Origin of the sequence: Natronomonas salinimetallica (assembly GCF_013839515.1) — an archaeon.
In the GTDB taxonomy this organism is placed as follows: Archaea; Halobacteriota; Halobacteria; order Halobacteriales; family Haloarculaceae; genus Natronomonas.
Map to the genome: position 1 here is coordinate 1 of NZ_JACDNQ010000021.1, position 24574 is coordinate 24574.

Annotated in this window: 27 protein-coding genes, 1 tRNA gene and 3 pseudogenes; 13 read left to right on the forward strand and 18 right to left on the reverse strand. The window is 62.3% G+C overall.

Annotated elements, in window-relative coordinates:
• A pseudogene (locus HZR14_RS14260) lies at positions 1 to 312 on the forward strand (hypothetical protein); the annotation flags it as partial.
• A gap of 118 nt (positions 313 to 430) precedes the next feature.
• On the opposite strand, the gene HZR14_RS13515 reads toward HZR14_RS14260, so the two are convergent.
• Positions 431 to 790: a NifU family protein gene (locus tag HZR14_RS13515; RefSeq protein WP_181693407.1), complete on the reverse strand. Its 360-nt coding sequence runs from the start codon at positions 788 to 790 to the stop codon at positions 431 to 433.
• A 318-nt stretch (positions 791 to 1108) separates the two neighbouring features.
• On the opposite strand from HZR14_RS13515, the gene HZR14_RS13520 reads away from it, so the two are divergent.
• Complete coding sequence (locus tag HZR14_RS13520; protein ID WP_181693408.1) at positions 1109 to 2251, forward strand: acyl-CoA dehydrogenase; 1143 nt, start codon at positions 1109 to 1111, stop codon at positions 2249 to 2251.
• Between the two features lie 20 nt (positions 2252 to 2271).
• Here HZR14_RS13520 and HZR14_RS13525 read toward each other — a convergent pair whose 3' ends face one another.
• Positions 2272 to 2595 carry a PadR family transcriptional regulator gene (locus HZR14_RS13525; RefSeq protein WP_181693409.1) on the reverse strand — a complete coding sequence of 108 codons (324 nt, stop codon included), beginning with the start codon at positions 2593 to 2595 and terminating at the stop codon, positions 2272 to 2274.
• Between the two features lie 90 nt (positions 2596 to 2685).
• Here HZR14_RS13525 and HZR14_RS13530 point away from each other — a divergent pair, with 90 nt between their 5' ends.
• Positions 2686 to 2955, forward strand: a complete 270-nt coding sequence (locus HZR14_RS13530; protein WP_181693410.1) for a DUF7111 family protein — start codon at positions 2686 to 2688, stop codon at positions 2953 to 2955.
• Positions 2956 to 3049: 94 nt separating this feature from the next.
• On the forward strand, positions 3050 to 5017 hold the full coding sequence (locus HZR14_RS13535) for a DUF7527 domain-containing protein (protein WP_181693411.1): 1968 nt from the start codon (positions 3050 to 3052) through the stop codon (positions 5015 to 5017).
• Between the two features lie 135 nt (positions 5018 to 5152).
• On the opposite strand, the gene HZR14_RS13540 is transcribed toward HZR14_RS13535, so the two are convergent.
• Positions 5153 to 5458 carry a hypothetical protein gene (locus HZR14_RS13540; protein WP_015408509.1) on the reverse strand — a complete coding sequence of 102 codons (306 nt, stop codon included), beginning with the start codon at positions 5456 to 5458 and terminating at the stop codon, positions 5153 to 5155.
• Positions 5459 to 5726: 268 nt separating this feature from the next.
• Here HZR14_RS13540 and HZR14_RS13545 point away from each other — a divergent pair, with 268 nt between their 5' ends.
• Positions 5727 to 7106 carry an adenylosuccinate synthase gene (locus HZR14_RS13545; protein ID WP_181693412.1) on the forward strand — a complete coding sequence of 460 codons (1380 nt, stop codon included), beginning with the start codon at positions 5727 to 5729 and terminating at the stop codon, positions 7104 to 7106.
• An 85-nt stretch (positions 7107 to 7191) separates the two neighbouring features.
• Here HZR14_RS13545 and HZR14_RS13550 read toward each other — a convergent pair whose 3' ends face one another.
• Positions 7192 to 8529: an RNA-guided endonuclease TnpB family protein gene (locus HZR14_RS13550; RefSeq protein ID WP_181693413.1), complete on the reverse strand. Its 1338-nt coding sequence runs from the start codon at positions 8527 to 8529 to the stop codon at positions 7192 to 7194.
• 170 nt (positions 8530 to 8699) lie between these two features.
• Between HZR14_RS13550 and HZR14_RS13555 the strand changes: the two genes are divergently transcribed.
• Together HZR14_RS13555 and HZR14_RS13560 are read left to right on the forward strand one after the other, a co-directional pair.
• Positions 8700 to 9836: a multicopper oxidase domain-containing protein gene (locus HZR14_RS13555; protein WP_181693414.1), complete on the forward strand. Its 1137-nt coding sequence runs from the start codon at positions 8700 to 8702 to the stop codon at positions 9834 to 9836.
• Positions 9837 to 10006: 170 nt separating this feature from the next.
• Positions 10007 to 11644, forward strand: coding sequence for a methyl-accepting chemotaxis protein (locus HZR14_RS13560; RefSeq protein WP_181693415.1), 1638 nt, complete (start codon positions 10007 to 10009; stop codon positions 11642 to 11644).
• A gap of 118 nt (positions 11645 to 11762) precedes the next feature.
• Here HZR14_RS13560 and HZR14_RS13565 read toward each other — a convergent pair whose 3' ends face one another.
• Positions 11763 to 12719 carry a transcription initiation factor IIB gene (locus tag HZR14_RS13565; protein WP_015409142.1) on the reverse strand — a complete coding sequence of 319 codons (957 nt, stop codon included), beginning with the start codon at positions 12717 to 12719 and terminating at the stop codon, positions 11763 to 11765.
• A gap of 199 nt (positions 12720 to 12918) precedes the next feature.
• On the opposite strand from HZR14_RS13565, the gene HZR14_RS13570 reads away from it, so the two are divergent.
• A complete protein-coding gene (locus HZR14_RS13570; protein ID WP_181693416.1) occupies positions 12919 to 13125 on the forward strand; it encodes a cold-shock protein in 207 nt (68 codons plus the stop codon).
• 138 nt (positions 13126 to 13263) lie between these two features.
• Here the strand turns inward: HZR14_RS13570 and HZR14_RS13575 are convergent, their stop codons facing one another.
• Together HZR14_RS13575 and HZR14_RS13580 are read right to left on the reverse strand one after the other, a co-directional pair.
• Positions 13264 to 13494, reverse strand: coding sequence for an Lrp/AsnC family transcriptional regulator (locus HZR14_RS13575; RefSeq protein WP_181693417.1), 231 nt, complete (start codon positions 13492 to 13494; stop codon positions 13264 to 13266).
• A 1-nt stretch (position 13495) separates the two neighbouring features.
• On the reverse strand, positions 13496 to 14182 hold the full coding sequence (locus HZR14_RS13580; protein WP_181693418.1) for a potassium channel family protein: 687 nt from the start codon (positions 14180 to 14182) through the stop codon (positions 13496 to 13498).
• A gap of 178 nt (positions 14183 to 14360) precedes the next feature.
• On the opposite strand from HZR14_RS13580, the gene HZR14_RS13585 reads away from it, so the two are divergent.
• The 3 genes from HZR14_RS13585 (at position 14361) to HZR14_RS13595 (ending at position 15894) form a co-directional block, all read left to right on the forward strand.
• Positions 14361 to 14591 (forward strand): Lrp/AsnC ligand binding domain-containing protein, encoded by a 231-nt coding sequence (locus tag HZR14_RS13585; protein WP_181693419.1) that lies wholly within the window; start codon positions 14361 to 14363, stop codon positions 14589 to 14591.
• 680 nt (positions 14592 to 15271) lie between these two features.
• Entirely contained in the window at positions 15272 to 15553 is a 282-nt protein-coding gene (locus HZR14_RS13590) for a DUF433 domain-containing protein (protein ID WP_181693420.1), read from the forward strand.
• On the forward strand, positions 15553 to 15894 hold the full coding sequence (locus HZR14_RS13595) for a DUF5615 family PIN-like protein (protein WP_181693421.1): 342 nt from the start codon (positions 15553 to 15555) through the stop codon (positions 15892 to 15894). Before HZR14_RS13590 ends, HZR14_RS13595 begins: the two co-directional genes overlap by 1 nt.
• A 63-nt stretch (positions 15895 to 15957) precedes the next feature.
• Here HZR14_RS13595 and HZR14_RS13600 read toward each other — a convergent pair whose 3' ends face one another.
• The 11 genes and pseudogenes from HZR14_RS13600 to thyA all read right to left on the reverse strand — a co-directional run bounded on the left by HZR14_RS13600 (position 15958) and on the right by thyA (position 23132).
• Positions 15958 to 16557, reverse strand: coding sequence for a cupredoxin domain-containing protein (locus HZR14_RS13600; protein WP_181693422.1), 600 nt, complete (start codon positions 16555 to 16557; stop codon positions 15958 to 15960).
• 8 nt (positions 16558 to 16565) lie between these two features.
• Complete coding sequence (locus tag HZR14_RS13605; protein WP_181693423.1) at positions 16566 to 16913, reverse strand: SHOCT domain-containing protein; 348 nt, start codon at positions 16911 to 16913, stop codon at positions 16566 to 16568.
• 1 nt (position 16914) lies between these two features.
• On the reverse strand, positions 16915 to 17319 hold the full coding sequence (locus tag HZR14_RS13610) for a DUF302 domain-containing protein (RefSeq protein WP_181693424.1): 405 nt from the start codon (positions 17317 to 17319) through the stop codon (positions 16915 to 16917).
• 104 nt (positions 17320 to 17423) lie between these two features.
• Positions 17424 to 17723 carry an SHOCT domain-containing protein gene (locus HZR14_RS13615; protein ID WP_181693425.1) on the reverse strand — a complete coding sequence of 100 codons (300 nt, stop codon included), beginning with the start codon at positions 17721 to 17723 and terminating at the stop codon, positions 17424 to 17426.
• A gap of 112 nt (positions 17724 to 17835) precedes the next feature.
• Positions 17836 to 18150, reverse strand: coding sequence for a hypothetical protein (locus tag HZR14_RS13620; protein WP_181693426.1), 315 nt, complete (start codon positions 18148 to 18150; stop codon positions 17836 to 17838).
• Between the two features lie 255 nt (positions 18151 to 18405).
• Positions 18406 to 18583: pseudogene (locus tag HZR14_RS14755) on the reverse strand (tyrosine-type recombinase/integrase); the annotation flags it as partial.
• 108 nt (positions 18584 to 18691) lie between these two features.
• Positions 18692 to 19575: pseudogene (locus HZR14_RS13625) on the reverse strand (tyrosine-type recombinase/integrase); the annotation flags it as partial.
• Positions 19576 to 19931: 356 nt separating this feature from the next.
• Positions 19932 to 20006 (reverse strand) — tRNA-Glu (locus HZR14_RS13630).
• Positions 20007 to 20103: 97 nt separating this feature from the next.
• Positions 20104 to 21456 carry a helix-turn-helix transcriptional regulator gene (locus HZR14_RS14695; protein ID WP_181693427.1) on the reverse strand — a complete coding sequence of 451 codons (1353 nt, stop codon included), beginning with the start codon at positions 21454 to 21456 and terminating at the stop codon, positions 20104 to 20106.
• A gap of 165 nt (positions 21457 to 21621) precedes the next feature.
• Positions 21622 to 22110 (reverse strand): dihydrofolate reductase, encoded by a 489-nt coding sequence (locus HZR14_RS13640; protein ID WP_181693428.1) that lies wholly within the window; start codon positions 22108 to 22110, stop codon positions 21622 to 21624.
• Positions 22107 to 23132 (reverse strand): thymidylate synthase, encoded by a 1026-nt coding sequence (thyA, locus tag HZR14_RS13645; RefSeq protein WP_181693429.1) that lies wholly within the window; start codon positions 23130 to 23132, stop codon positions 22107 to 22109. The genes HZR14_RS13640 and thyA overlap by 4 nt, the downstream gene beginning before the upstream one ends.
• Positions 23133 to 23241: 109 nt before the next feature.
• On the opposite strand from thyA, the gene HZR14_RS13650 reads away from it, so the two are divergent.
• On the forward strand, positions 23242 to 23595 hold the full coding sequence (locus HZR14_RS13650) for a cupin domain-containing protein (RefSeq protein ID WP_181693430.1): 354 nt from the start codon (positions 23242 to 23244) through the stop codon (positions 23593 to 23595).
• A 91-nt stretch (positions 23596 to 23686) separates the two neighbouring features.
• Complete coding sequence (locus HZR14_RS13655; protein ID WP_181693431.1) at positions 23687 to 24481, forward strand: creatininase family protein; 795 nt, start codon at positions 23687 to 23689, stop codon at positions 24479 to 24481.
• The last annotated feature ends 93 nt before the right edge of the window (positions 24482 to 24574 follow it).

Genomic DNA, 24574 nt, shown 5'->3' on the forward strand with positions numbered 1-24574 from the left:
CCCTTCATCCAGATGCCGGACAATCTCGATCCGACGATCTCCACTCATTACCTTCCAGTCTCATTCCATGCCCATAACTTCCGTCACTCATTAAGCGATTTTGCGACGGCGATGAACGTCCTCAAACGCGGCTTTTCTGAACTAGGGCTGGGATGGCCCGAAGACACGCCCGTGGAGACTGTGACCGCTACGGACACGACTCACTTTGAGTCCGTGTCTGCAAGTCACGTCGTAGAAACGGGAAGCCTCGGGGTCGTCCGGAAGACAGCGTCTTCCGTGATGACGAGAGACTCCGTCTCTCGAACCACTTGACCCCGAGGCGATTCACCGGCTGTCCCCAGTGTGTACGCGAGTCGCGATCTCGGGGTGCAATAAGCGAGTCGCAATCTCGGGGGTTCGGCATGCGGTTCGAGACGGACAGCCGGGGGTATTAGAAGGGGGCTTCTGGGCCTTCGTCGTCGTCGCCGCCGCCTTCGCCGGGGAACGATGGGGAGACCTGTCCGCCCGCCATCCCCTCGCTACCGCCGCTCGAGCCGGTATCGGCGTGAACGGTGTCGATTTCGGGGATCTCCTGGGTCATACGGCTCTTGATCGCCTGGATCGTCATCGGGGAGATGCCACAGCCGGAACACGCACCGCCGAGCATGACGGTCACTTCGCCCTTCTCGCGGTCGAGGTTCTGGATCGCGGCGCTGCCGCCGTGCATCTGAATCTGCGGGAAGTTGCGGCGGAGGAAGTTGCTGATTCGCTCGCGGAGTTCGTCGTCCGTGTCGGCGGTTTCAGTGCTCATAGAATCCCGTACGTAGCGCAGCCGTATGAAGATTTGCCTCCGGATCTGACGTTTTGTCTCCGGCTTTGACCCGTTTTGTCTCCGGCTTTGACCCCCGATACGGGGCCGACATCCGATACGGGGCCGACATCCGATACGGGGCCGACATCCGATACGGGGCGACATAACACGTGATCGGCAAGCGCCGACCCGGATCGGCGCTCACCGGATGCGAGGACCGACCAAACCACGACTACCGACCGAATACGTGAACGTCGGGAGTCGGGATATAAAAATCGGGAGAGGAACTGTAAAGTACTGACGGCCAAACGGTGACGTATGGATTTCACGTACACGGCCGAGCAAAAACAGATCACGGACATGGTGTCGGAGTTCGTCGACGAGGAGATCGTCCCCGTGGCCGCGGAGATCGACAAAAAAGACGAGTTCCCGGCCGACGTCGTCGATGAACTCGCCGAGTTGGGCCTGATGGGGATGCCGTTCCCGGAGGAGTACGGCGGGGCCGGACTCGATTATCACGCCTATCCGGCGGCACTCGCGGAAATCTCCCGCGGCTCGGGGGGGCTCGGTACGATCGTCGCCGCCCACATCTCTCTCGCCGGGAACATGCTCTATGCGTTCGGCGACGAGGAGCAAAAACAGGAGTACCTCACGCCGCTGGCGATGGGCGAGGACATCGGCGCGTTCGCGCTCTCGGAGGCGGGCGCGGGCAGTGACGTGCCGGCGATGGACACGACGGCGAAAAAGGAGGGCGACGAGTACGTCATCGACGGCGGCAAACTCTGGATCTCGAACGGGTCGGTCGCCGACACCGTGACCGTCTTCGCGAAGACCGACCCCGAGGCCGGCAACAAGGGGATCTCCTCGTTCATCGTTTGCCCCGAAGAGGACGACGGCTTCATCGTCGAAGGCACGGAGGAGAAACTCGGAGACAAGGGCTGTCCGACCGCCGAGTTGCGCTTCGAGAACCTTCACGTAGACGAGTCGCGCCGCCTCGGCGAGGAGGGACGCGGCTTCGTCCACGCGCTGAAGACACTCAACGGCGGCCGGATCACGATCGCCGCCCGCTCGGTTGGGATCGCCCAGGCCGCACTCGAGGAGGCGACGGCCTACGCCCAACAGCGCGAGCAGTTCGGCAACCCGATCTCCGAGTTCCAGGCGATCCAGCACAAACTCGCCGACATGGACACGAAGACGCGCGCGGCGCGATTGCTCATGCACTCCGCCGCCGACAAGAAGATCAACGGCGAACACTTCGTCAAGGAGGCCGCCCAGGCGAAACTCTATGCCTCGGAGGTCTCCCGCGAGGTCGCAAACGAGGGGATCCAGATCCACGGCGGCTACGGCTATACGAAGGACTTCCCCGCCGAACGGTTCTACCGGGACGCCAAGCTCAACGAGATCTACGAGGGAACGAGCGAGGTGCTGCGGAACACGATCGCGAACGAACTGTTAAACTGAACTGATCGCTCGGTTCGGCGTCACCGCCGGCCGGTGTCCCCTCCGCGCGACGACCGTTCGTCCTCGGCCCGTTCGTCCTCGACCCGCCCGCCCATCCACTCGAACTGCGCTTCGACGTGCTGTCGACCCGCATTGGTCAGCGTGTAGACGTCCTCGAGTCCCTCCACTCGCGTATCGACGAAGCCCTTCGATTCGAGCGCGTCGAGCGCGCCGTAGAACCGATCCGGTTTGACCCGACGGTCATAGTGCGTCTCGATCGCCGATTTGAGGGGCTGCGCGCGTCGTTCCTCGCCGTATAGCAGGATACAGATGTCCCGCCGCAGGCCGCTCGTGAGCCACTCCATGTGTCGACTCCCGCCGCCATCGACAAAGGGCCTCCGGAGCGTGCGGCCGGGACCGGTAGTTTGGCAACCGGGCGACCCCTACGGCCGTCCATGTCGACGGCCGAATCGGGCGAGATATCCGCCCGCTACGACGAGCGCGACGACGAGCGAGTATTGACCTTCGAAGCCGACGGCCGAACGGCCGCGATCGCCCAGAACGTCGACGGATACGCGATGTTGAAAGTCCGGTCGACCGCCGACGGTGACGAACTCGAACGCTACTACGGCTTCGATATGGCGCTCGATCACGCCGCTGAACTGCTCTCCGTTACCCCCTCGGAACTCCCGATCCCCGAGAACGCCGCCGATATGGGTATGTAGCGCCTTCGACCCGGACACGTCGGATCGGTCGGTAATTCCCGGACACGTCGGATCGGTCGGTAGTTATATGTCCGTCCTTCAGGAGATCCTACGTATGGACGCCCACTCCGTTGTCGACGACTGGGACGCCGTTCCGTTCGACGGTGGGTTCGGCGGGATCGACCGGCTGGCCTCGCAGGGATTCGACGGGGCGATCGAGGCGGACGGAACGTGGCTGTTCCTCCGCGACGGCGAGGCACTCGCGGTCATCTCGGACCTGGGGGCTGAGCCCCGACCGGGGAGTGTCGACGCCTTTGAGGACGCTACCGGCCGAAAACACGAAGCACCGGCTCCGGCCGTGGCGACGCTCGCAGCGATGTTGGCGCTCGATGGCGATGTCCGCGGCCAATACTTCACTGACGACACGCCCCTCGACGCGGTGGACGAGACGCTTTCCGGGGGTGGGTTTACCGGATACGTCGAACTCTCGGAGAACGTTCTGAGCGGGGATTATTATTACGTCTACGTCGACGGCGAGGTCGAGCACGTCGGCTTCGTCGGCTCCTCACAGCTTCTCACCGGCGAGGAAGCCGAATCGAGGGCCGAAGGCGAGGTCGGCATCTACGACGTCATCGCGGTTCGGCTTCCCCGTCCGGAACTCCCGGTGCCGGAGCCGGAACCGGAGCCGGAACCCAAACCGGCCCCCGAACCGGAGCCGGAACCCAAACCGGCCCCCGAACCGGAGCCGGAACCCAAACCGGCCCCCGAACCGGAGCCGGAATCGAACTCCATCCCCGAGCCGGAATCCGAACCGGAGCCGGGATCGGATCGGGATACCGAGGGGACGGTCGCGGATGCCGATTCCGGGGCGGACGATAGCGATACCGACGCTGACTTCGGGTGGGAGACGGAGGCCGACGCCGATACGGCCGGTGGATCGGATACCGCGACGGAGCGTGCCGTCGGACCGGACGAACGGTCGGACGAACGAACGAACGGCGAGCCCTCGACCGACGAACCCCAGGCCGTGACGTCGGCCGAGGAGCGATCCGAGGGCGAACACACCGCCGAAACGGAGGGTGCGATCCCGACGCCGGCGGTGGCCGACGATCCGGCCGAGCCGGGAACACGAGCGGACGTCTCGATCGACCACGAAGTCCCCGATCCGCACATCGAGGAGTACGAATCCCGCATCGAGGAGTACGAATCCCACGTCGAGGAGTATGAATCCCGCATCGAGGAACTGGAGTCGGAACTCGCCGACGCCGACTCGCAGATCGCGGAGTTAGAGACCGAACTCGATTCCCTCCGAGCCGAACGCGACGATTTGAAACGGCGGATCGATGCGGAGGACACGCCTCGGTCGGCGTCGTTGTCGCCGGCCGACGCCCTCGCCGAGACACGTCTTTTCGTCCGCGAGGACAGCCGCAGCGGGGGAACGCTTTCGGACGCCCACGACGGCGACGCCGACCGCGAGGCCGTCGCCTCGAACCTCCGGATCGAGTACCACACGACCTTCGAGGACGAGGGCGCGTCGGTCGAGGGACGCCCCTTCGAGTCGTGGCTTCGATCCTCGGAGATCTACGGGTTCGTCGAGTGGCTGGTGGCGGAGCTGCTCTTCGAGATTCGGTCGGCGGATGCCGTCGACGGTGTCCGACCCCTCTACGACGCCCTCCCGGAGATCGACCGGGTCGGCTTCGACGAGACGATCACCGTCGGTGACGACACGGAGGACCGAGACGTCGAGTTCGACATCGTCGTTCACGACAAGCGGGGAAACCCGCTCCTCGTCGTGGCGTTCGATACGGGCCGGGATCCGACCTACGCCGAGGCCATCGAACCGCTCGTCACCGACGCCTCCGACGTCTGTGCGGGCCACGAGACACTCGCCGGTGCCGTTGCGATCACGTCGAGTTACTTCGAGTCCGACGCGATGGCCGTTGTCGGCGAGGCGACGGGCTCTAGCCTGCTCAGCCGGAGCAAATACCGAAGTTACGTCAAACTCTCGCGGACGAACGGCTATCACCTCTGTTTGGTCGAGGCCCGCGACGGCTCGTTCAATCTGACCGTTCCCGAACTGTGAGCCGTTAATCTGACCGTTCTCGAACTGTGGGCCGTTAATCTGACCGTTCTCGAACTGTACTGTTCGGCGGAGACGCCCTCCGGCCGTCGTTGGTCGCGGCTCTCCGACGGCGAATCAAAAGGAGAAAGAACCGGTTTAGCCTTCTATTTCCGGGATATCGTCGATCTTCATCCCTTCGAGTTTGTCGATGATACTGTCGATTTTCGAGTCGAGGTCGTCGACGAAGTCGGCGGTGTCCTCGGTGGTGATCGCACCCTGACTCGACGGTTCGATGAGGTTTTCCTCCTCGAGCACGCGGAGCGAATAGCGGACTTTGTGGTGGGGATACCCCGTCTCGTTCGACATCTTGACGATTCCGATCGGCTCGCTCTCGATGACCATCCGTAGGACCCGAAGATGGCGTTCGAGCATGTCTACTTCCTTCTCAAGTCTATCTATCATGGCATTTGTTAACTCGTGTTTACGGGTTTTAAATGTTGCTGTCCGAGCGGCAGACGTAGGTCCACCCTATGTGTCGTATGCTCCTCCTTGAGGGGGGACATATAAATCCCTTGTGACACCGACACGCACGAGACCCGTTTCGACGCCCGCCGGGAGCGGGCCTGCGACGAGTCGCCGGCCCGTTCAGCCGTCCGGGCACTCTCCGATCTCCGGCCGCGCCTCTGACATACCGTAATCTGTTTACCCCACTGGCGGAAACGTCGTTCCAATGACCGTAACCATCGTGGGTTCACAGCTCGGCGACGAGGGAAAAGGCGGTATCGTCGACGTCTACGGCGATGCCGTCGACGTCGTCGTACGCTATCAGGGCGGCGATAACGCCGGCCACACCGTCGTCTACGAGGGCGACGAGTACAAGCTCTCTCTCGTCCCGTCCGGAGCCGTCCGTGGCAAGATCGGCGTTCTCGGCAACGGCTGCGTCGTCAATCCGAACACGCTCTTCGAGGAACTCGACGCGCTGGGCGAGCGGGGACTGTCCCCGGACGTCCGCGTTGCCGAGCGCGCGCACGCGATCCTCCCGTACCACCGGGTCCTCGACGGCATCGAAGAGGACGTCAAATCCGATGACGACCTCGAAGCCGGAACCACCGGTCGTGGCATCGGCCCGACCTACGAGGACAAAGCCGGCCGTCGCGGCATCCGGATCGGTGATTTGCTCGATTCCGAGACGCTTCGGTCCCGCCTCGAGTACGTCGTCCCGCGGAAGCGTGCGATCGTCGAGGACGTCTACGACCTCGATATCGGCGCGGACGTCGACAGCGAGGCCTTCGACGTCGACATCCTCTTCGAGACCTACCGGGACTTCGGCGAACGGCTCCGACGCGAGGGGATGACCGTCAACTGTGGGGCGTTCCTCCAGGACCGACTCGACGCCGGTGACGAGATCATGTTCGAAGGCGCACAGGGGACCTCGATCGACATCGACCACGGGATCTACCCGTACGTCACATCCTCGAACCCCACGGCGGGGGCCGCGGCGGTCGGCACCGGCGTCGGCCCCACCGTTGTGGGGGGCGGCGAGGTGATCGGGATCGTCAAGGCGTACCTCTCCCGCGTCGGTACCGGCCCGTTGCCGACCGAACTCGGCTCCGTCGAGGGCCAGACCCCGGAGGACGGCGGTCGCCCCGAGGCGGAGGATCTCGCGACCACCATCCGCGATGAGGGTGGCGAATACGGTACCGTCACCGGCCGACCGCGTCGCGTCGGATGGCTCGACATGCCGATGCTCCGACACGCGGCCCGTGCCAACGGCTTCACCGGCCTCGCGATCAATCACATCGACGTCCTCGCCGGGCTCGAGGAGGTACGGGTCGGCCACGCCTACACGCTCGACGGCGAGGAGCTCCTCACAATGCCCCCGACGACGGAGCGGTGGGGCGAGTGTGAGGCCGACCTCCGGACGTTCGACGGGTGGGACGACGCCGACTGGGCGGCCGTCGCGGAGGACGGCTACGACGCCATCCCCGAAAACGCCCGAACGTACCTGGAGTACGTCGGCGAGGAACTCGACACACCGATCTACGCCGTCGGTGTCGGCCCCGGCCGCGAGGAGACCGTCGTCCGAGTCGACCCCGTCTCCTCCCGGTAGCTGTCCCGGTTCTTTCAGTATCGAAGCCCGCGACGGGTACGTCATCGTGAAGTACCCCGCGCACGGTGGCGCGGGGCGTCCGTGTTTAGTCCTGCACTGCTGACGCAACGGTCTTTAATTTCTCTCGCGCTTGCCCGCTGGCTCGCGCCTCCCCTGCAGAGGTAACACCCGAAGCGAAAACTGCTCCGTGAGAATCGGGGCCTCCACCAGCCCCCGATGCCGCCCGTCTCATCACCCGAACACGTCCGGGCAACCTGTCGAGAGACGGAACATTTCCATACTGGTCGTCAAACCATTCCTGCACAACACACACCGCCGCCTTCCGATCTGCGTGATCTTGGAACTCGCACTGCTGACACTTGAATCGCTTCTTGTGCCGGTTCCCACGGGCTGTGTGCTGGCACTCCGTTCGTGGACATCGCTGACTCGTGTACTCAGGGTTAACATCATCAGACGGAATCCCCTCCCACGCAGCTTTGTACGACACCATCTCTTGGAGTGCAGCAAACGGAAGACTGTGCAATCTTCGATTCATTCGCGTGCCGTAGTCGATGGACTCTCGCATGTCTTTGAGGTCTTCAAAGACGATTACCGGAGCCGAAAACTGCGACACCCATTCAACTACTTTCCGCGATACTTTGTGCAGGCAATCGTGAACATAGTCGCGTTCTTCAGTCTGCACGACCGTTTCGAACGCGGTCTGTTCGGCTTTCTGCATCCGCTTGCGCTTGGTGAAAAACTCATGCCGATGTTCTTTCACCGACGGGTACTCGAACACCGCAGAGTCTTCCACCGAACCGCCTTGACTCATCGCAGCGAGGGCAATACAGTCTTCGTTCACGTCGATACCAACAATCGTGTCTGCATCGTGCTTGCTGGCGACGTGATGAGTCTCATGGGTGACTGTGACGTGGAGTCGCCACTCGTTGTGCTTGTGTACGACTTCGGCGGTGCCAACCCGCCATTCATTATCGTTGAATGCGGTTTGGAGCCGGTCGAAGTGATCAGGACTCCCTCGAAGGTCGCCTTTGACGTGTGTGCCTCTCGTGGCGGTGATCCGGAATCGAACCGTCCCGTCGTCTTCGAGGAACAGGCGGTAGCCTTCACCGTGGTTCATCACCATGGGGTAGGACTCGTCGATGTATGGGTAGGGCCGTCGCCACCCGTCATCTTTGTTGTCGTGGTAGGTTTCGAGTTCACCGAGTGCCTTGTCAACGATGAGTTGGGTGGTGTTGTTGACGTGATCGGCGTTATCCACGACAGTCGATTTGATGTCATCCCAATCCCATCCTTGTCGGTCAAGACGGTTGGTTTCATTGCGGATGCGGCGGGCCTCAAGACAGCCGGTTTGCAAATCGTCTCCACTCCCCGTGTGGATATCTAGTCCGAACGACAAGTTCTGGGTGAGTTTGGACGACTGCACTATATTCTCGTATGGTTCGATATTTGTTAAAAGTTCGTGTTGTGACGCGCTTCACCCACGGGCACGGTGGCCCGTGGTACTCGCGCTGTTATTCATTATAGATCCGGACGGATAGGGGGACGAATCCGGTAGATTATGTACCGGCCGGACGCACTATTTAGTACCCCTTCATGAGTGATCATATCGGCGCGCCGGGACGAGGTATCTCACGACGCGAGTTCTTGACGGCGACCGGCGGAACCGGAGCTCTCTCGCTTGCGGGCTGTTCGGAGCCGATCGACAGCGCCCTCGGAAACCAACCGACGAAACAGGTAGACGACGAACTTCCGCCGACCAGCCCGCCCGAGATCGTCAACGTCGACGAGCAGGGTGGCTCTGTAACGCTCTCGTCGGTGACCTCCAGGCATCCGATCCATCCGCTCGAGTCGATGGGTGGGCCGGTCGAACTCCCGCGTGTCTGGGCGTTTCAGGCCGACGATCGCGAGCCGAGCGTCCCCGGTCCGATCCTCCGGACGACCGAGGGCGAGGACATGGAAGTGACGCTCGACAATACCGACGCGAGCCACCCTCACACGGTTCACTTCCACGGCGTCCAAAAGAGCTGGGAGAACGACGGCGTACCGACGACGACGGGTATTCAGGTCGATCCCGGTGAGCGATACACCTACACCATCCCCGCGAACGTGCCGGGGACACATCTCTATCACTGCCACTACCAGACCCACCGACACATCGACATGGGAATGTACGGGATCCTCCGGGTCGATCCCAAGGGCTACGAGCCGGCCGACAAGGAGTACTTCCTGACGCTCAAAGACTGGGACTCCCGGCTCTCACGGACGATGAACGGCGAGGATCTCGACTACAGTCCGCGTAATCGGACCCCCGACGTGTTCACGATGAACGGCAAGAGCCTGCCCCGGACCATCCATCCAGAAGAGGGATCGCCGATCATCGTCGATTCGGGTGACACCGTCCGGCTCCATCTCGCCAACTCGGGCTACATGTCGCATCCAATGCACCTCCACAACCACCGCTACCGACTCGTCGCCAAGGACGGTGGCCGGGTTCCCGAGGCCGCCCAGTACGAGCAGGACATCACCAATATCGCGCCCGCAGAGCGCCACACCATCGAGTTTGAGGCCGATGCCGACCCCGGCATCTACCTCATGCACTGTCACAAGGTCAACCACGCGATGAACGGGAACTTCTACCCCGGCGGGATGGTCAACGCCATCGTCTACCGCGATGCCATGGACTCGGACGTCTTCGCACAACTCATGGAGTACGCGGGCTACGACGGGTGAATCGCCTCGGGGTCAAGTGGTTCGAGACGCGGAGCGTCTCGTCATCACGGAAATCGGAGATTTCCGTACGACCCTGAGGTATTCGCCTCGTACCGCGTATAAAGACGGCGGTAGCATCGGCTCCCGAGTCCGCCCCCGGCTTTATTTTCCGCTTCGCACTCTGTCGGCCCATGTTCCAGACAGTACGACGGCTCTTGCGGGGGCTGTCGGGATCAGGATCTCCACGGATGACCGACGGCGGGACGGAATCGATCGACGGTAGAGCGGAATCGATCGACGATGGAGCGGAATCGATCGACGGCGAGACGACACAGCTCGAATCGCGGTCGCCCGGCGACGGGGAACCACCGGCTGGGTCCGCGGCCGGAACGGTCGTCGACTCCTCGGGCGTGGAGCTTTTGAATCTGCTCGCACAGCCGACGTTCGCTCTCGACGCCGACGGGCACATCGCTGCCTGGAACGAGGCGCTCGAGGAGCTAACAGGTGCGTCCGCCGGGGAAGCGCTCGGCCACGAGCACGCAAGCGAGATGTTCTATCCCGACGGCCGGCGGGCCGAGACGCTCGCCGACAAGGTGTTGGAACACCCGCGATCGGCCCACGAGGCGTACGACGTCGAACTGGACGATGCCGACACACACCGAGTGAGCGATACGAGCACGATGACCGACCAACACGGCGACGAGAAACACATCGCCTTCTGGGCGACACCGCGGTTCGGCCCCGAGGGCGACCTCCTCGGCGTCGTCGAGGTCGTCGTCGACCAGACGGACATCATCGGCTCACAGCTCGCGATCGAGGACCTCGTCACCGAACTCTCCTCGACGCTCGGGGCCGTCCGGAACGGCACCTTCGACGAGCGGGCAAGCATCGACGATGCACACGAATCCCAGTTGCGCGATCAGGGAGTCGACGTCGGGATCGTCGGGGAGTTCAACCAGTTCATCGACGACTTCGAGACCCTTAGTAGCCGCGTCGAGTCACAGTCCGACCAGCTGACCCACATCGTCGAGGACGTCGTCGACAGCGCCGACGAGATCGCGACTCACATCGACGAACAAAACGGGATGCTGGAGGACGCTGTCTTGGAGATGCAGTCGTTTTCAGCCCGAATGGAGGAGGTCGCCGCGACCGCCAGGGAAGTCGACACCGCCGCGACGCAGGCGAGCGAGATCGCAAGCAACGGCGTCGACACGAGCCACGACGCCCGCGCCGCCACCGACGAGGTGACCGAGATCGGCGACGAACTCGTCGAGAATATCCGGGCACTCGACGACCGGATGGGGGACATCGAAACCGTCGTCGAGATCATCTCGGAGGTGGCCGAACAGACGAACCTGCTCGCGTTGAACGCCAACATCGAGGCCGCTCGCGCTGGATCCGACGGGGACGGGTTCACGGTCGTCGCAGAGGAAGTAAAGACGCTGGCCGACGAGACCCGCGAACACACGGAGGACATCACGGAGAGCATAGAGCAACTGCGCGAACAGACCGAAACGACGGTGGATGCGGCGGTCGAATCGAGCGAGACGATCGACAACGCGAGCGAACGGATCGACGAAACGCTCGCCGCCTTCGAGGAGATCGACGACGCCATCGAGGAGGCGGCCAACGGCATCGCCGAGGTTTCGCGGGCGAACGATGAACAGGCCTCCGCGGTCGAAGAGGTCACCGCGACGCTCGAGAACGTGCGCGAACGGGCCGAGCAGGCGGATTCGGCCGTCGACGACGTCAACGCCGCCGCCGCCGAACAGAGCGCGGCGCTGGACCAGTTGGCCGCCCGCGTCGACGAACTCAGGGGCCGCGAGTGAACCGCCTCGGGGTCAAGTGACTGGATCGTCGGTCTCCCGTCATTACCACTGCGTTCGAGCCCTCTTTCTGCCTCGAAAAACAAAAAGCGAGACGGATCGAGCGCCGGTCCCGTGCCGGTCAGTGGATCCCGAGCGCCTCGATCTGTTCTTGATACCGGTTCCGGATGGTGACCTCCGTGACCTGTGCGACCTCGGCGACCTCGCGTTGGGTCTTCTTTTCGTTACATAAAAGCGAGGCCGCATAGATCGCTGCGGCCGCGTAGCCCGTCGGCGATTTCCCCGAGAGCATCCCCTTTTCGGCGGTCACCTCGATGATCTCTCGCGTCTTCTGTTCGACCTCCTCGCTCAGGCCGAGTTCCGAGCAAAAGCGGGGGACGTACTGGACCGGATCGACGGGCTCGAGCCCGAGTGAGAGCTCCTGGGCGATGTACCGATACGTCCGGCCGATCTCCTTTTGTTCGACCCGGGCGACCTCCGCGACCTCATCGAGGCTGCGCGGGATCCCTTCCTGTCGGCAGGCGGCGTACAGCGCGGCGGTTGCGACACCCTCGATGGAACGACCTCGAATCAGGTCGTCGTCGAGCGCGCGCCGGTAGATGACCGATGCGACCTCTCGGACCGATCGCGGGACCCCGAGCGCCGAGGACATCCGATCGATCTCCGAGAGCGCAAACTGGAGGTTCCGCTCGCCCGCGTCCTTCGTTCGGATCCGTTCTTGCCACTTCCGGAGGCGGTGCATCTGTGAGCGCTTCTCCGAGGAAATCGATCGCCCGTACGCGTCTTTGTCCTTCCAGTCGATCTGCGTCGTTAGCCCCTTGTCGTGCATCGTCTGTGTCGTCGGCGCGCCGACGCGGGACTTCGATTGGCGCTCGGAGTGATTGAACGCCCGCCACTCCGGCCCACGGTCGATGTTTTCTTCCTCTATCACGAGCCCGCAGTCCTCACAGACGAGCTCACCGCCACCGTCCGCACTCCGTACCAGCGAATCCGACTCACACTCGGGACAGCCGGTTTCTTCCTCCGTTTCCGTCTCCTCTTCGCTGGTGCGCTCTCGCTGTCGGGTGGGCCCTGGCATTATGCTTATATGGTTTGCCTACTCCTTATATAAATGCTTTGCACACCTGTCTTTTTGCCCCCGCACTCATGGGGTGCCGTACCAGCATCTCGGCGAGCGCCGATCCAGCATCTCGGCGAGCGCCGGTCGGGGACGGACGCGTCGTGGTATCCCGACCCTCGGAAGCGTTATACCCGAACGGGCACAATGGCTGTTTGTAATGGCAAACGGTAAGGTTGACTTCTTCAACGACACTGGCGGCTACGGTTTCATTTCGACTGACGACGACGCGGTCGACGACGACGAAGACGTTTTCTTCCACATGGAGGACGTCGGCGGCCCGGACCTCGAGGAAGGGCAGGAAGTCGAGTTCGACATCGAATCGTCCCCCAAGGGGCCCCGCGCGACGAACCTCGTCCGACAATAAAGCGACACCGTCGGTCGCCGTCGGCGACTGACGACGCAGCTTTTTGCGGATCGACCCATTTTATACGGAACACATAAAGGGCAGACGCATCCCTCCCCGGACGCGTCTCCGGCGATGGCGCCCGTGTGTCCGACGCGCTCACTCCATCGCGATGTAGGTGTGAGTATCCTCGACGCCGTCGAGCGCCTGTACCGCGTCGGCCGCGATCTCCTTGACATCGCCGGGCGAGTCGACGTCGACTTTCGTAATGATGTCGACGTCCCCAGCCACGATGTGGGCCGAGACGACACCGTCGATGGCCTCGATGTCGTCGCGTAGCTGCCCCGCCTCGCCGGTGTGGGCTTTGACCATGACGTAGGCGACGACCATCTCAGGCCCCTCCCTGTGCGAGCGCGCGGTCCGCTTCGCCGACGATGATCTGTTCGACCTCGCGTAGGACGCTGAAATCGGCGATCGCGACGACCCGGTCGCCGACCTCCAGTGAGGCGTCGGCGTCGGGGAGTTGCAGCCGGTGGCCCTCCTTGCCGAACGCGAGGACGCGTGCATCCGCCGGCAGTTCGAGTTCCGACAGCGAGTATCCCCGCATCGGCGACCCCGGCGTAACTGTGAGTTCGAGTAGCTGGAGGTTCTGTGCGATGTCGGCGACCGCCCGGACGCTCCCGCCGACGAGGGCGTTCTTCGCGGCGATGGCACCAAGGCGTTCGGGGTAGATCACCTCGTCGACGTAGTCGGCGTACTTGCCGACGACGTACTCGTCGTCGTCGTCGTCGACCCGGAGGACGGTCCGACAGCCGTGGCGCTTGCCGATCATACAGGTAATGAAATTGACGACCAGATCACCCGAGAGGGCGGCGATTCCGTCGACGTCGTCGAGCCCCTGTTCGAGAAGCGTCGCTTCGTCGCTGCCGTCGCCCTGGATGACCTCGAACCCCTCGTTGCGGAGACGCTCGACTTTCGCCTCGTCGGGTTCGATCATGACCGGTTCGTGGTCCTCCTCCCGGAGCACGCGCGCAGTTCGCATTCCAACCCGGCCGGCACCTACGATGATGAACTTCATGAATCCTCCTACAACGACCGGTCCCAATAATGTTACTCTTTCGCATACACTTCGTGCTGTCGGCGATACGTCCACGACGAGTTCCGTCCCACGGAGGGACGGACGTCCCGAAGGAGTCGAGCCGACGGGCAGGACCGCCTCGGGAAAGGTTTTTCATAAATGATAACAATCACCACGCATGGTACGTGCATTCATCATGCTAAAGGCTGCTACCAGCGACGCCGAATCGCTTGCCGAACGGCTCGTCGGACTCGACCACGTCACCGTCGCGAACGTCGTTGCAGGTGATTTCGACGTGATCGTGGAGGCCCAATCGACGGAGGTCTACGATATCATACACTCCGTCGCGACCCGGCTCAGAGGGCTCGACGACGTAGCGGACACGAAGACGTACGTCTGTCTGGAGTGACCAGACGACTGCCTCCGGGTTCGGCAGGATCCGACGGCGAGTATGAATCGGACGCACGCCGTGAATCCGAGGCCGTTGATGTCCCGTACCAGGGATCCATTTTTAAGCAGCCGACCCTCGACGATGCTGTACGCGTGCTCTTTCAGATGGATCAGCCCGAGACCTTCGAGCCACCGTTCACGAACCCGCTCTGCATACCGACCAGTCCGACGTGACGCTTGAAGACGTGCGTCGAAACCGGCTGTGAACTACCCCTACTGGTTCGTACAGGCCCAAACCGCAAGAAGGAAACCGAACTGGGATGCTCCGTCAGGGATTCGAACCCGATGCCAGACCTCACTTCGTTCGGTCTGCCGTGATTCGAATCCCTTCCGTGCGCGCTTCGCTCCCTCGTAAAACTCGGTCGCTGTAGTGCTCCGTCAGGGATTCGAACCCTGGTCCTTGCCGTGAGAGGCCGGTCGGGTCCGGGACGACGGGGAACTGACGACCAATTCGATGACCCTCTATACGCGGTCTGCGCCTGCTACAGCGAGAATATTTTGCGCCGAGGTATATAAAACACCCAGCCGATTGCCCGGTCGGCAAGTCCGATTCGAAGGACTGTGTCGGGAAAATAACGGTTCGGTACTTCTAGGCGATCAAGGCCGGACGTTCAAGTATAGTGGCAACGTAGGATGGGTATGAGCCAAGTGGCGGGACGGATCGTGCGCGAACTCCACGATGAGCCACATCTCGACGGTCGACGGATTACGGTCCAGTTCATCAAAGAGCAAATCGAGGACCGTGGACTCACCCCCAGAACGGTTGCCGATCGTCACGATCTCGACGTGGCAGATGTCTACCGGGCGCTTACCTACTATCACGACCACCCCGAGGAGATGCGCGCTGTCGAACGGCAGCGCGATGCCGCGATCGAGGAGCACGAGCACCTGACGACCGATCCAAACGACGTACGTGGCTGATGGGGTATCGGATTCTTGCCGACGAAAACGTCGAACGGGCGACGATCAACTATCTCCGGAAGCTCGACCACGATGTCGAATGGATCGGTGATGTTGAGGAACTCGGACTCGGTTCCGATGACGACTCGATCGCTGCGTATGCACGAGAACGGAACCGTCTCATACTCACGCAAGATGACGATTTCTTCACGCAGTTGCACCTCGACGATACTGCAGGCGTGCTCTTTCAGAAGGATCGGACGCTTTCAGCCCGAGAGGTCGGAGACATCGTTCACGAACTCTCCCAGTATGTCGATCAGTCCGACGTGACACTCGAATACGTGAGCCGAAACTGGCTGTAAATTTTACATCTCCCCTCTCAGTAGTTAATATAAATTGACGTGTTATACACTCTCGATGGTCAGTTACTCGACGACGAACGCGCCGTCGAGATACATGTAGTCATGGCCGTATCCACAGTCCGTGTGACAGATCGGCGTGTAGTCACCACGTTCGGACGCGGAGAGTCGTGCTGTCGTCGTCGACGTTGCGTCGGCCGGGAGCGGGATGGGCCGAAGCATCATGCCCCCCTCGCCCATATGGCCCATGTTCCGCCCCGAGGGCATGACCGCGAGGCTGTGGTCCGGATACTTCTCGTTTGCCTCTTCGAGTACGTCGTGCAGATCGCCGTTCGAAGGCGGTGGAATGCGTTCTTCGTTTCGCTCTTCGAGCGTTTCGTGATCCGGGATCGCCTCTCGGACGGCAGCCGGCAGTTTCTCTAGGGCAGTCTCTGCGCTCGTGTTGAACGCGACGATCTCGACGGAGTCTCCGCTATCGAAGGTGATTCGATCGTGTTCGGTTCCGGTGTCGTCTACCAGGATGAACCCCCAGTGATAGGACCCGACATATACCGTCGTATCGAATGCTCTCCGACTACCAGTGATCCCGTTAGACACGCATCCGGAAAGCGCAGCGACCGCACCCCCAGCGACGGACAGGAACCCACGACGACGTAGGGATGCCATTGCAGTGATCACTCGTCCGTTTTAAGCGTTTCTCGTCGGTTTTCAAACTCCTCGTCCGAAAGATCGCCACGAGCGTAGGCCACTCGAAGCTCCTCGAGTGCATCGTCGCGGGACTCCTGGTGACCGATGAGTCGGCGAGCGAGTAGATAGCCGCCGCCGAGAAGAACGATCAAGAACGCGAACTGGAGGACAACGCTGACGATGCTGTATCCGCCGTCGCTGTAGGGGCCACTCATCATCCCGCCGTATCCCATCATCCCCATTCCGCCGAACCCCATCATCAGGAGCGGCCAGAGGAGGAGGATACCGAGAACAACGAGTATGACTGTCGTGAGGTCACTCCGAGTCTCCGACATTTCAGTCCACCTCGGTTTCGTTGACGGCAGCCAGAACACGTTCGAATCGCTCGGTAACCTCGGTCGCGATGGAGTCAAGCGCGTCGTTATCCGCGATACCGACCAGCTGTTCCGGGTCAACTGCACTCACCACGATATCGCCGTTATCATCCTCGTAGACGATGACGTTACAGGGCAAGAGCGCACCGAGTTCGGTTTCCGCGTTCAACCCTTCGTATGCCAGCGGCGGATTGCACGCACCGAGAATCCGATACTGACGGAACTCCTCGCCGAGTTTCTCTTTGAGCGTCGCCTGAATGTCGATGTCACAGAGGACGCCGAATCCCTCATCTTTGAGTGCAGCGTTCGTCGCGTCGACGACATCGTCGAATTCACCGGTAACTGTGGTCTGTATTGTGTATTCCATGAAAATTCATACTCCGTTAACGGGGTTAATACTTTGGGCCCGCCGCGACAGCCGTCGGGCGGGCGTCGTTTTGAATGATACTTCCTCTATTTCGTTCATTTGGACTATTCAAGCTGTTTTCGTCGTCGTTGGAACTCCTCCTCGGAGAGTTCACCGCGGGCATAGCGCTCCCGGAGAACCGAAAGCGGCCGGCCGTTTTTCTCCTCTGAATCGCTGTTGAGAAGCGCGTAGCCGAGATAGAGCGGCACGCCAATCAAGAGCCCCATCCAAAGGAGCCCCCAAAGGCCCATTCCTCCACCGAAGAGCCCCCAACCACCACCGCCCATCATACCGCCGTCGTGGCCTCCGCCACCGTGAGCAGCAGCGGTACCTGTTGCTGCAACTAACAGCGGAACCGCGAGCATCGTAATTCGACGAATTGTCCGTCTGAGAGTTTTGGTGTAGTGTGTCATTGTGATCGTCGGTTTGGTAGTTCGAGTGTCTACGTTCTAGACGAGGGACTCCGGATAGGGACCGTTAGCAGCCGTGTCCCTGTCCGTTCATCCCGGCGGCGTGATCCTCATCCGCCATCTCTTGGGCCATCTCGTCGACGGTCACGCCCATGTGCGCTTCCATCTCGTCAACGGCATCTGGTCCCATGTGATCGGTCATGTGACCATCCATCCAGGCCGCCCACTCCGCTGTATCACCATCGGCTGGCGTCCCTTCAGCTGCCGTCTCGTTCTCCTGGGCCGGTTCGTCACCGTGTGCGCTCACCACCGGCGCGGCGAGCGCGAGGCCGACGAGCGCGAGCGCCACGAGCAGCCATCGTCCGAGGTTTTGGTTGGTCATTGTCTTTCGCCTCAAGTACTCATACGGTGGGTTCGGGGTTATCCTCGTGGGTGTGAACTCAAACAGTAGACCGTCCGAGAACGTCTATAACGCCATCTAAACGTTTCCCTTCAACGAGACCGTCCATGCCTGCCGAATTCGAGGGAGTCTGAGATAATCGGGTGTGCCGGATCACTGTGTCCCTTGACCGTGTAGATCGTCGCTCGGGTAAACCCGATACGTCCGGCCTTGTCGTTCTCGGTAGAGTAGACCGCGCTCTTCGAGTGAGCTCACGGTTTCGGGTGAGCGATATCGAAGCTGTGTCTGGGCCGCTGCAAGATCTTCTTCCCTTGTCATATAGGTTCCTAGAGCATGCCGCAGTGCATACCAACTCATTTGTCGATGCTCGGTGTCGATACCTGCAATCTCACACAACCGACGCAACAACCCGCCGAGTGATACTGGTGGACGAAATCAAATGAAACCGACTCACGAGTGATCCGCCGTTCGCTCCGTCGAGCGGCGTGATCCTCGTGCGTCGTGTGTACATTCTTTTGTCCGTCAGTATGAGGAACTCCCATACGGATTCTGCTTACGAGTTAGCCACAGTGTCTCTGTATTATCGTACATGGAGAAGTTCCGCCGCTGTTGACACCACTTTGACAGTACCTCAGCTGTTTTGTCCCGTAGTCCAACCACCCAGCGTTCTCTGTTCTTTGAACTGTCTTCCTTCGGAATACGGAGCACGCTGTTATCTGTATCCACCCACGAGACCGTTGCTCGTTCGACCTCGATTGGGCGAAGGCCAGCGTCAAGGCTGACCCACACCAACGAGGGAATCTTCCAGCCGTTGGCACGGTCCCAGTCATCCGGCGTCACATCCTCTTTCGGTTTCTCGAAGCGCTGGGCAAGGTATCGCTTCCAGCGGTCGCGTTCGGTCGGTGTGAGGTTGTTGTACGAGGGGACAGAGCCGTATTCAAGCGCAGCATCACGGATTGCTCGTCGCTCGTCTCGGGTGAGATACTCTCGCGGCTGCGTACTGGTATCTGCAGAGAATCGGAACTCCGGTTCCCACTCGCCTAACCCGCGTTCGTGATGAAGCCACTTGTAGAGCATCAAGAGCGACTTCATACAGTTTCGCTTGTGGGTTGCACTGACATCACGGCGCGCGAGGTGACCCATCCACGAGTCAGCATGGTCGTGGGAGAGATTGACCGTGTATCCCTCTTCGTGGTCCCACACGTAGCGGTAGAAGCGATCCATCCGATAACACCGCGGTTTGACCGTCCCCGGTGCGTAGCCGACCGCCTCTTTCGGGGTCTTTCCGAACGTCAACAGCCACTCCAGACAATCTTCTCGCTCCGCGCGGTAGTCAAGCAGCTGTCGTTCGTTCAGATACGATTCGGCCTTCTCCGTGACGACCGGGAACTCATCGAGGTCACTCATGGGGAGATCCCTCGCTGTGTTTCACGATGCCGCATTTGCTGCTCAAAATCCGAGTGGGCAAATTGAAAATCGCCAGACTACATCGGGCTGAGTCTCGTTCCTTCGAACCGGATAGCCCGGCAAAACGGCGGAATCGCAATAGGGCGCGGTTGTGTGTGAATCCTTCGAATCGACATGGCCTGAGCGTTGAGTCGTTCATGGCTGGTTCGTGCAGGCCCAAACCGCAAGAAGGAAGTCGAATTTGGATGCTCCGTCAGGGATTCGAACCCGATGCCAGACCTCACTTCGTTCGGTCTGCCGTGATTCGAATCCCTTCCGTGCGCGCTTCGCTCCCTCGTAAAACTCGGTCGCTGTAGTGCTCCGTCAGGGATTCGAACCCTGGTCCTTGCCGTGAGAGGGCAAGATGATTGGCCGGACTACACCAACGGAGCGTCGGTTGCAACCGTATATACCCGAGAATGAGGTATAACGGTTGCGTTTCATCGACGCATTGGTCTGGTTTCTCACTGTGGGACGCCCCCGGCGTGATCACTGTTCGCTTTCGAACGGGGAGCCGGCAGCGTCGGGTTCGTGGCCAGCGAGCGAGACGATGTTCTCCCGGCCGACGCGAAGCCTCGAAATCACCCCCTCGTCTTCCATCTCCGAGAGGAGCATCGAAACCTTCGATTTCGACCAGTCCGTGTTCGCGACGATATCGACTTGCTTCATCCGGCCCCCGCGCTCTTCGAGCAGAGAGATGACACGCTCGTCGTCGGAACGGAGTTCCTCATCGGACACCGCGGGAGCCACCGGGCCGAACTCGCCGTGTCGGGCGTCGGCTTCGCCACCCTGTCCGGCGTTCTCGTTCGCTGGAGCCGGTTCGCGTTCGGGCTCCGGCTCCGGTGGCTCGGCTGTCCCTTCGACTGCCGCCGAATCCGCTTCGGTGTCCCCGATCGGCACACCGGAGCGTCGTATCGTCCGGAGGACGTCGGAGCGATAGACGAGGGCGCTCCCCGCACCGACGACCACCACGACCGCGAGTACGACCAGCGGAACGAGCGGTCCGGTATCGGCCGGTGTCCCGGGCGACGTCGGCTCCGATCCCTGGTCGGTTACCGGGGGCGGACCGGCATCACGGGCGGTATACACTACCCGGGGGCGGCGGTCGGTGAACTGTGCTTCGCCGAGCCAGGTGACGGATTCGCTCTCCGCGAGCGTCCCGCCGGCCATGCTGTCCGGTTCCGGATCCACCGACTCGAACCGTAGCGTCGGTCCACGGTCGAATCGGAGCTGTTGGTCCGGGCCGACGTAGAGTCCGTCGACGAACACGTCGCCGACGACGAGTCGGTCGCCGTCGGATTCGGCGAACTCCGTCCAGACGAACGACATCTCGACGACCCCGAACTCGTCGCCCGCCGGCGGCCGTTCCTCGATCCGGGCCTCCCGGCCGAACGATCCGGCGGCCATGTCCCGGCCGGTCACGTTACTTCCGGACTCCGTGAGCGCCGTCGAGCGTGCCCGGAAGTTCCTGTAGCTCTCGGTCTCCTCACTGTTGAACTGCTCGGCGTAGGCCTCGAACTCCCCGACGGCGTCGTCGGTTTCGAGCCGCTGTTCGTACTGGAACGTCCACTCGCCGCTTCCGTTTTCGCGGACGGTTATCCGAAACCGCGTCCGATCGGCCTCGAACTCCTCGGTGGCGAGATCGCCGATGTTGGCTTCCGACGGGGGGGTACGATCCGGCGATGGTCCCTCCGCGGCGTCTACGGGCATTGTGGCCTCCGTGATGTCCGTGGCCTCCGTGATGTCCGTGGCCTCCGTGATGTCCGTGGCCTCCGTGATGTCTGTCGCTCCGGCAGCCGCGATGAGGAGCGAACAGAAGAGCACGCTCAAAAAAAGAGCCACTGCCCATCCTCCGTGTGACGGTCCCATCAACAGCCGGTACCTCGCCCGCCGCAGTATAAAATCCCGTGGCTCGACCCCGGACGGCTCGACGCACCGGTATACCGGTCGTCCGTACGGTTCGGTGATGACCGATACCGGACGAGGACCACCCGTTTCACGGACGGTTCACCGTCGATACGTGACGACCGTGAGCTCTCCGGTCGTCTCGCGGTCGCACTCCTCCCACTCGGCCCCGATCTCGGGGAAGTAGGTGTCGCCGGCCGGTGTCTCCGGAATCTCGGTCACGAGGAGTTCGTCCGCCCGGTCGATACAGGCTTCGTACACCGTCGCACCGCCGACGACGTAGATCGTCTCCTGGCCGGGATCGAGCGCTGCCTCGGCCGCCTCGAAGGCGGCGTCGAGGTCCCGTGCGTGGACGGCTCCCTCGGGGAGATCGAGCGAGTCCCGACGCGAGAGGACGACGTTCGTCCGGCCGGGAAGCGGGCCGCCAAGTCGGTCCTCGATCGATTCGTAGGTCTTTCGGCCCATGACGACCGGGTGCCCCATCGTCGTCTGCTTGAACTGCCGGAGGTCCTCGGGGTAGTGCCACGGCATCTCGCCGTCGGCACCGATGACGCCGTTTTTTGCGACCGCGGCGACGAGCGTGATCTTCATTCGGCCACCGCAAACGAGATACCGGGGGCCGGATCGTACTCCATGAGCCGGACGTCCCCGTATTCGAGCTCGTCGAGCGGCTTGTCGTCCACTTCGATCCGCGGCCGCGACCGGGGTTTCCGCGATAGCTGCCTCAACAGTCCGGGGACGTGATCGTAGTCCGCACCGTCGGCCCCGGCCGGGGCCGTCCCCTCGAGCCACTCGCGCACGTCGAGATACCCCTCGCGATCCTCGACGGCCTGAAGCCGCTCTTGGAGTGTCCCGAGGTGTTCGGCGTACCACGCCCCGCGTTCGCCGGCCCCACAGTACACGTGGGCGTCGACGATCGTGTGGCCGAAGGAGCCGACCTCGAAGCCGGCCCGGTTCGCGACGGCGTGTGTCAAAAGCGAGTACGCCGCGAGGTTGAACGGGATCCCTAACGCGATGTCGCCCGAGCGCTGGGTCAAATGAACGTTCAGGCGATCGCCCTGGACGTTGAACACGAACGTGTAATGACACGGCGGCAGCGTCGAGACGGCGGCGTTCGCCGGGTGCCAGGCGTTGATGACCATCCGCCGGGAGTTCGGCGTCTCCCCGAGCGTATCGAGAACGTGGCCGAGTTGATCGAAGACTAACCGGGTGTCGCCCTCCCGTGTCGTTTCGGTCCCGACGCGAGGGTGGTCTGCATCCGGCCAGCTCTCACCGGGAAGCCGCCCGGTCCCCTCCGGGATCGGGAACCGACGCCAAAACCGGCCGTAGGCGGTGTCGAGGTGCCCCTCGTCGTCGGCCCAGGCGTTCCAGATCTTCGTCTCCTCGCGGAGGTTCCTGACGTGCTCCTCACCGGAGAGATACCACAGTAACTCGTGGATCAGCGAGTTCCACCGGTAGCCGTCCATTCGCTTCGTCGTCAGGAGGGGAAACCCCTCGGCGAGGTCCACCTCGTAGTGGTGGCTGAATCCGGCAACGGTGTCGACGCCGGTCCGGTTCGGCTTGTACGTTCCGCCGGCGAGGACACCGGAGACGAGGTCGTGATACTGACGCATTCGATGGTCGTTGTTGTGTCCCGATGCGCTATGTCCGTTTCGGAGCGAGCCGAGGGCAGCTCCCGAACCGCGGGACCGCCTTTATGTTCCATCGGACCGACGTTCGGGCATGGACTACGACACCGCGAGCACCGACGAGATCGACAGCGTCGTACCCGAGGAATTCGGCGGCATGTGGTTCTTCCGGGAACCGCTCGGGTGTGAGAACCTCGGGATGACGCTTCTGGAGCTGGAACCGGGCGCGAAGGGCAAGCCCCACGACCACGCCGAGGACGGCCAAGAGGAGGTGTATCTCGTCGTCGACGGCGCGTTGACCGTTCGGGTCGGCGGCGAGGAGGGCGACCCCGAGGCCGAACGGACGCTCTCCGAGGGGGAGGCGATCCGGGTCGACGGCGAGACGCACCGGGAACTGTTCAACGAGGGCGACGAGCGGGTTCGGGTCGCCATCGCGGGCGCGCCCTGACCTGTCCCGTATAAAAGGCGCGTTCCGGTACCGTCCGAGCACGCGGATCGCTTTTGTATCGCTTAAGAGTGTGGGGAACCTTCCACCCCGTATGTACCTCGGAGACGCGACGTGGCCCGACGCCGGCGGGAAACTCGACGAAACGTCGACGGCGCTCGTCCCGATCGGATCGACCGAACAGCACGGCCCCCACCTCCCACTGTCGACCGACCACGTGATCGCCGAGGGGTTGGCGCGCGCGGCGGCAGACGATGCCGGCGTCGTTTGCACGCCGACGGTGAATATCGGCGTCAGCCCCCACCACCGCCAGTTCCACGGGACGCTGTCGGTCGATGCGCCGACGTTTCGCGACTACGTCGAATCGCTCTCCCGGAGCCTCGTCTATCAGGGGATCGACCGGATCGTCTACGTCAACGCCCACGGCGGCAACGTCGAGCACCTCCGGGAGGTCGGCCGCCGGCTTCACGACGACGACGCGGCCTATGCGGTGGAGTGGATGTGGGACGAGTCGATCCCCGAGTTGGTCGATTCGCTCTTCGAACGGAACGGCCCCCACGCCGGACCGAAAGAGACCTCGATGGTCTGGTATCTCGCCGACCTGGTTCGGGAGGGGAAACTCGGGGCCGCCCGCGACGACGGCTGTCCCGACCTGGACGCGGTCGAGACGGAGCGAAACGGGGCACGGCTCTACTACGATTCGGTCGAAAACAGCCACAACGGCGCGTTCGGCGACCCGACCGACGCCTCCGCGGCGAAGGGCGAACGGCTCTTCGAGGCGGCGAGGGACCAACTCGTCGAGTTGATCGAGTGGCTCGATGTCCAGCCCTGGGAGACGCTGGGGCCGAGAGCCCACGTCAGAGAGCGTGAGCACGGGGCGGACGGATAGCCGACGGCGGCGTCCCCGTGACCGAAGGGCGCATCCACCGGCGGATTCGACCGCTATACCAGACGACATATCCGTTCCGATCGACGTGTTTTG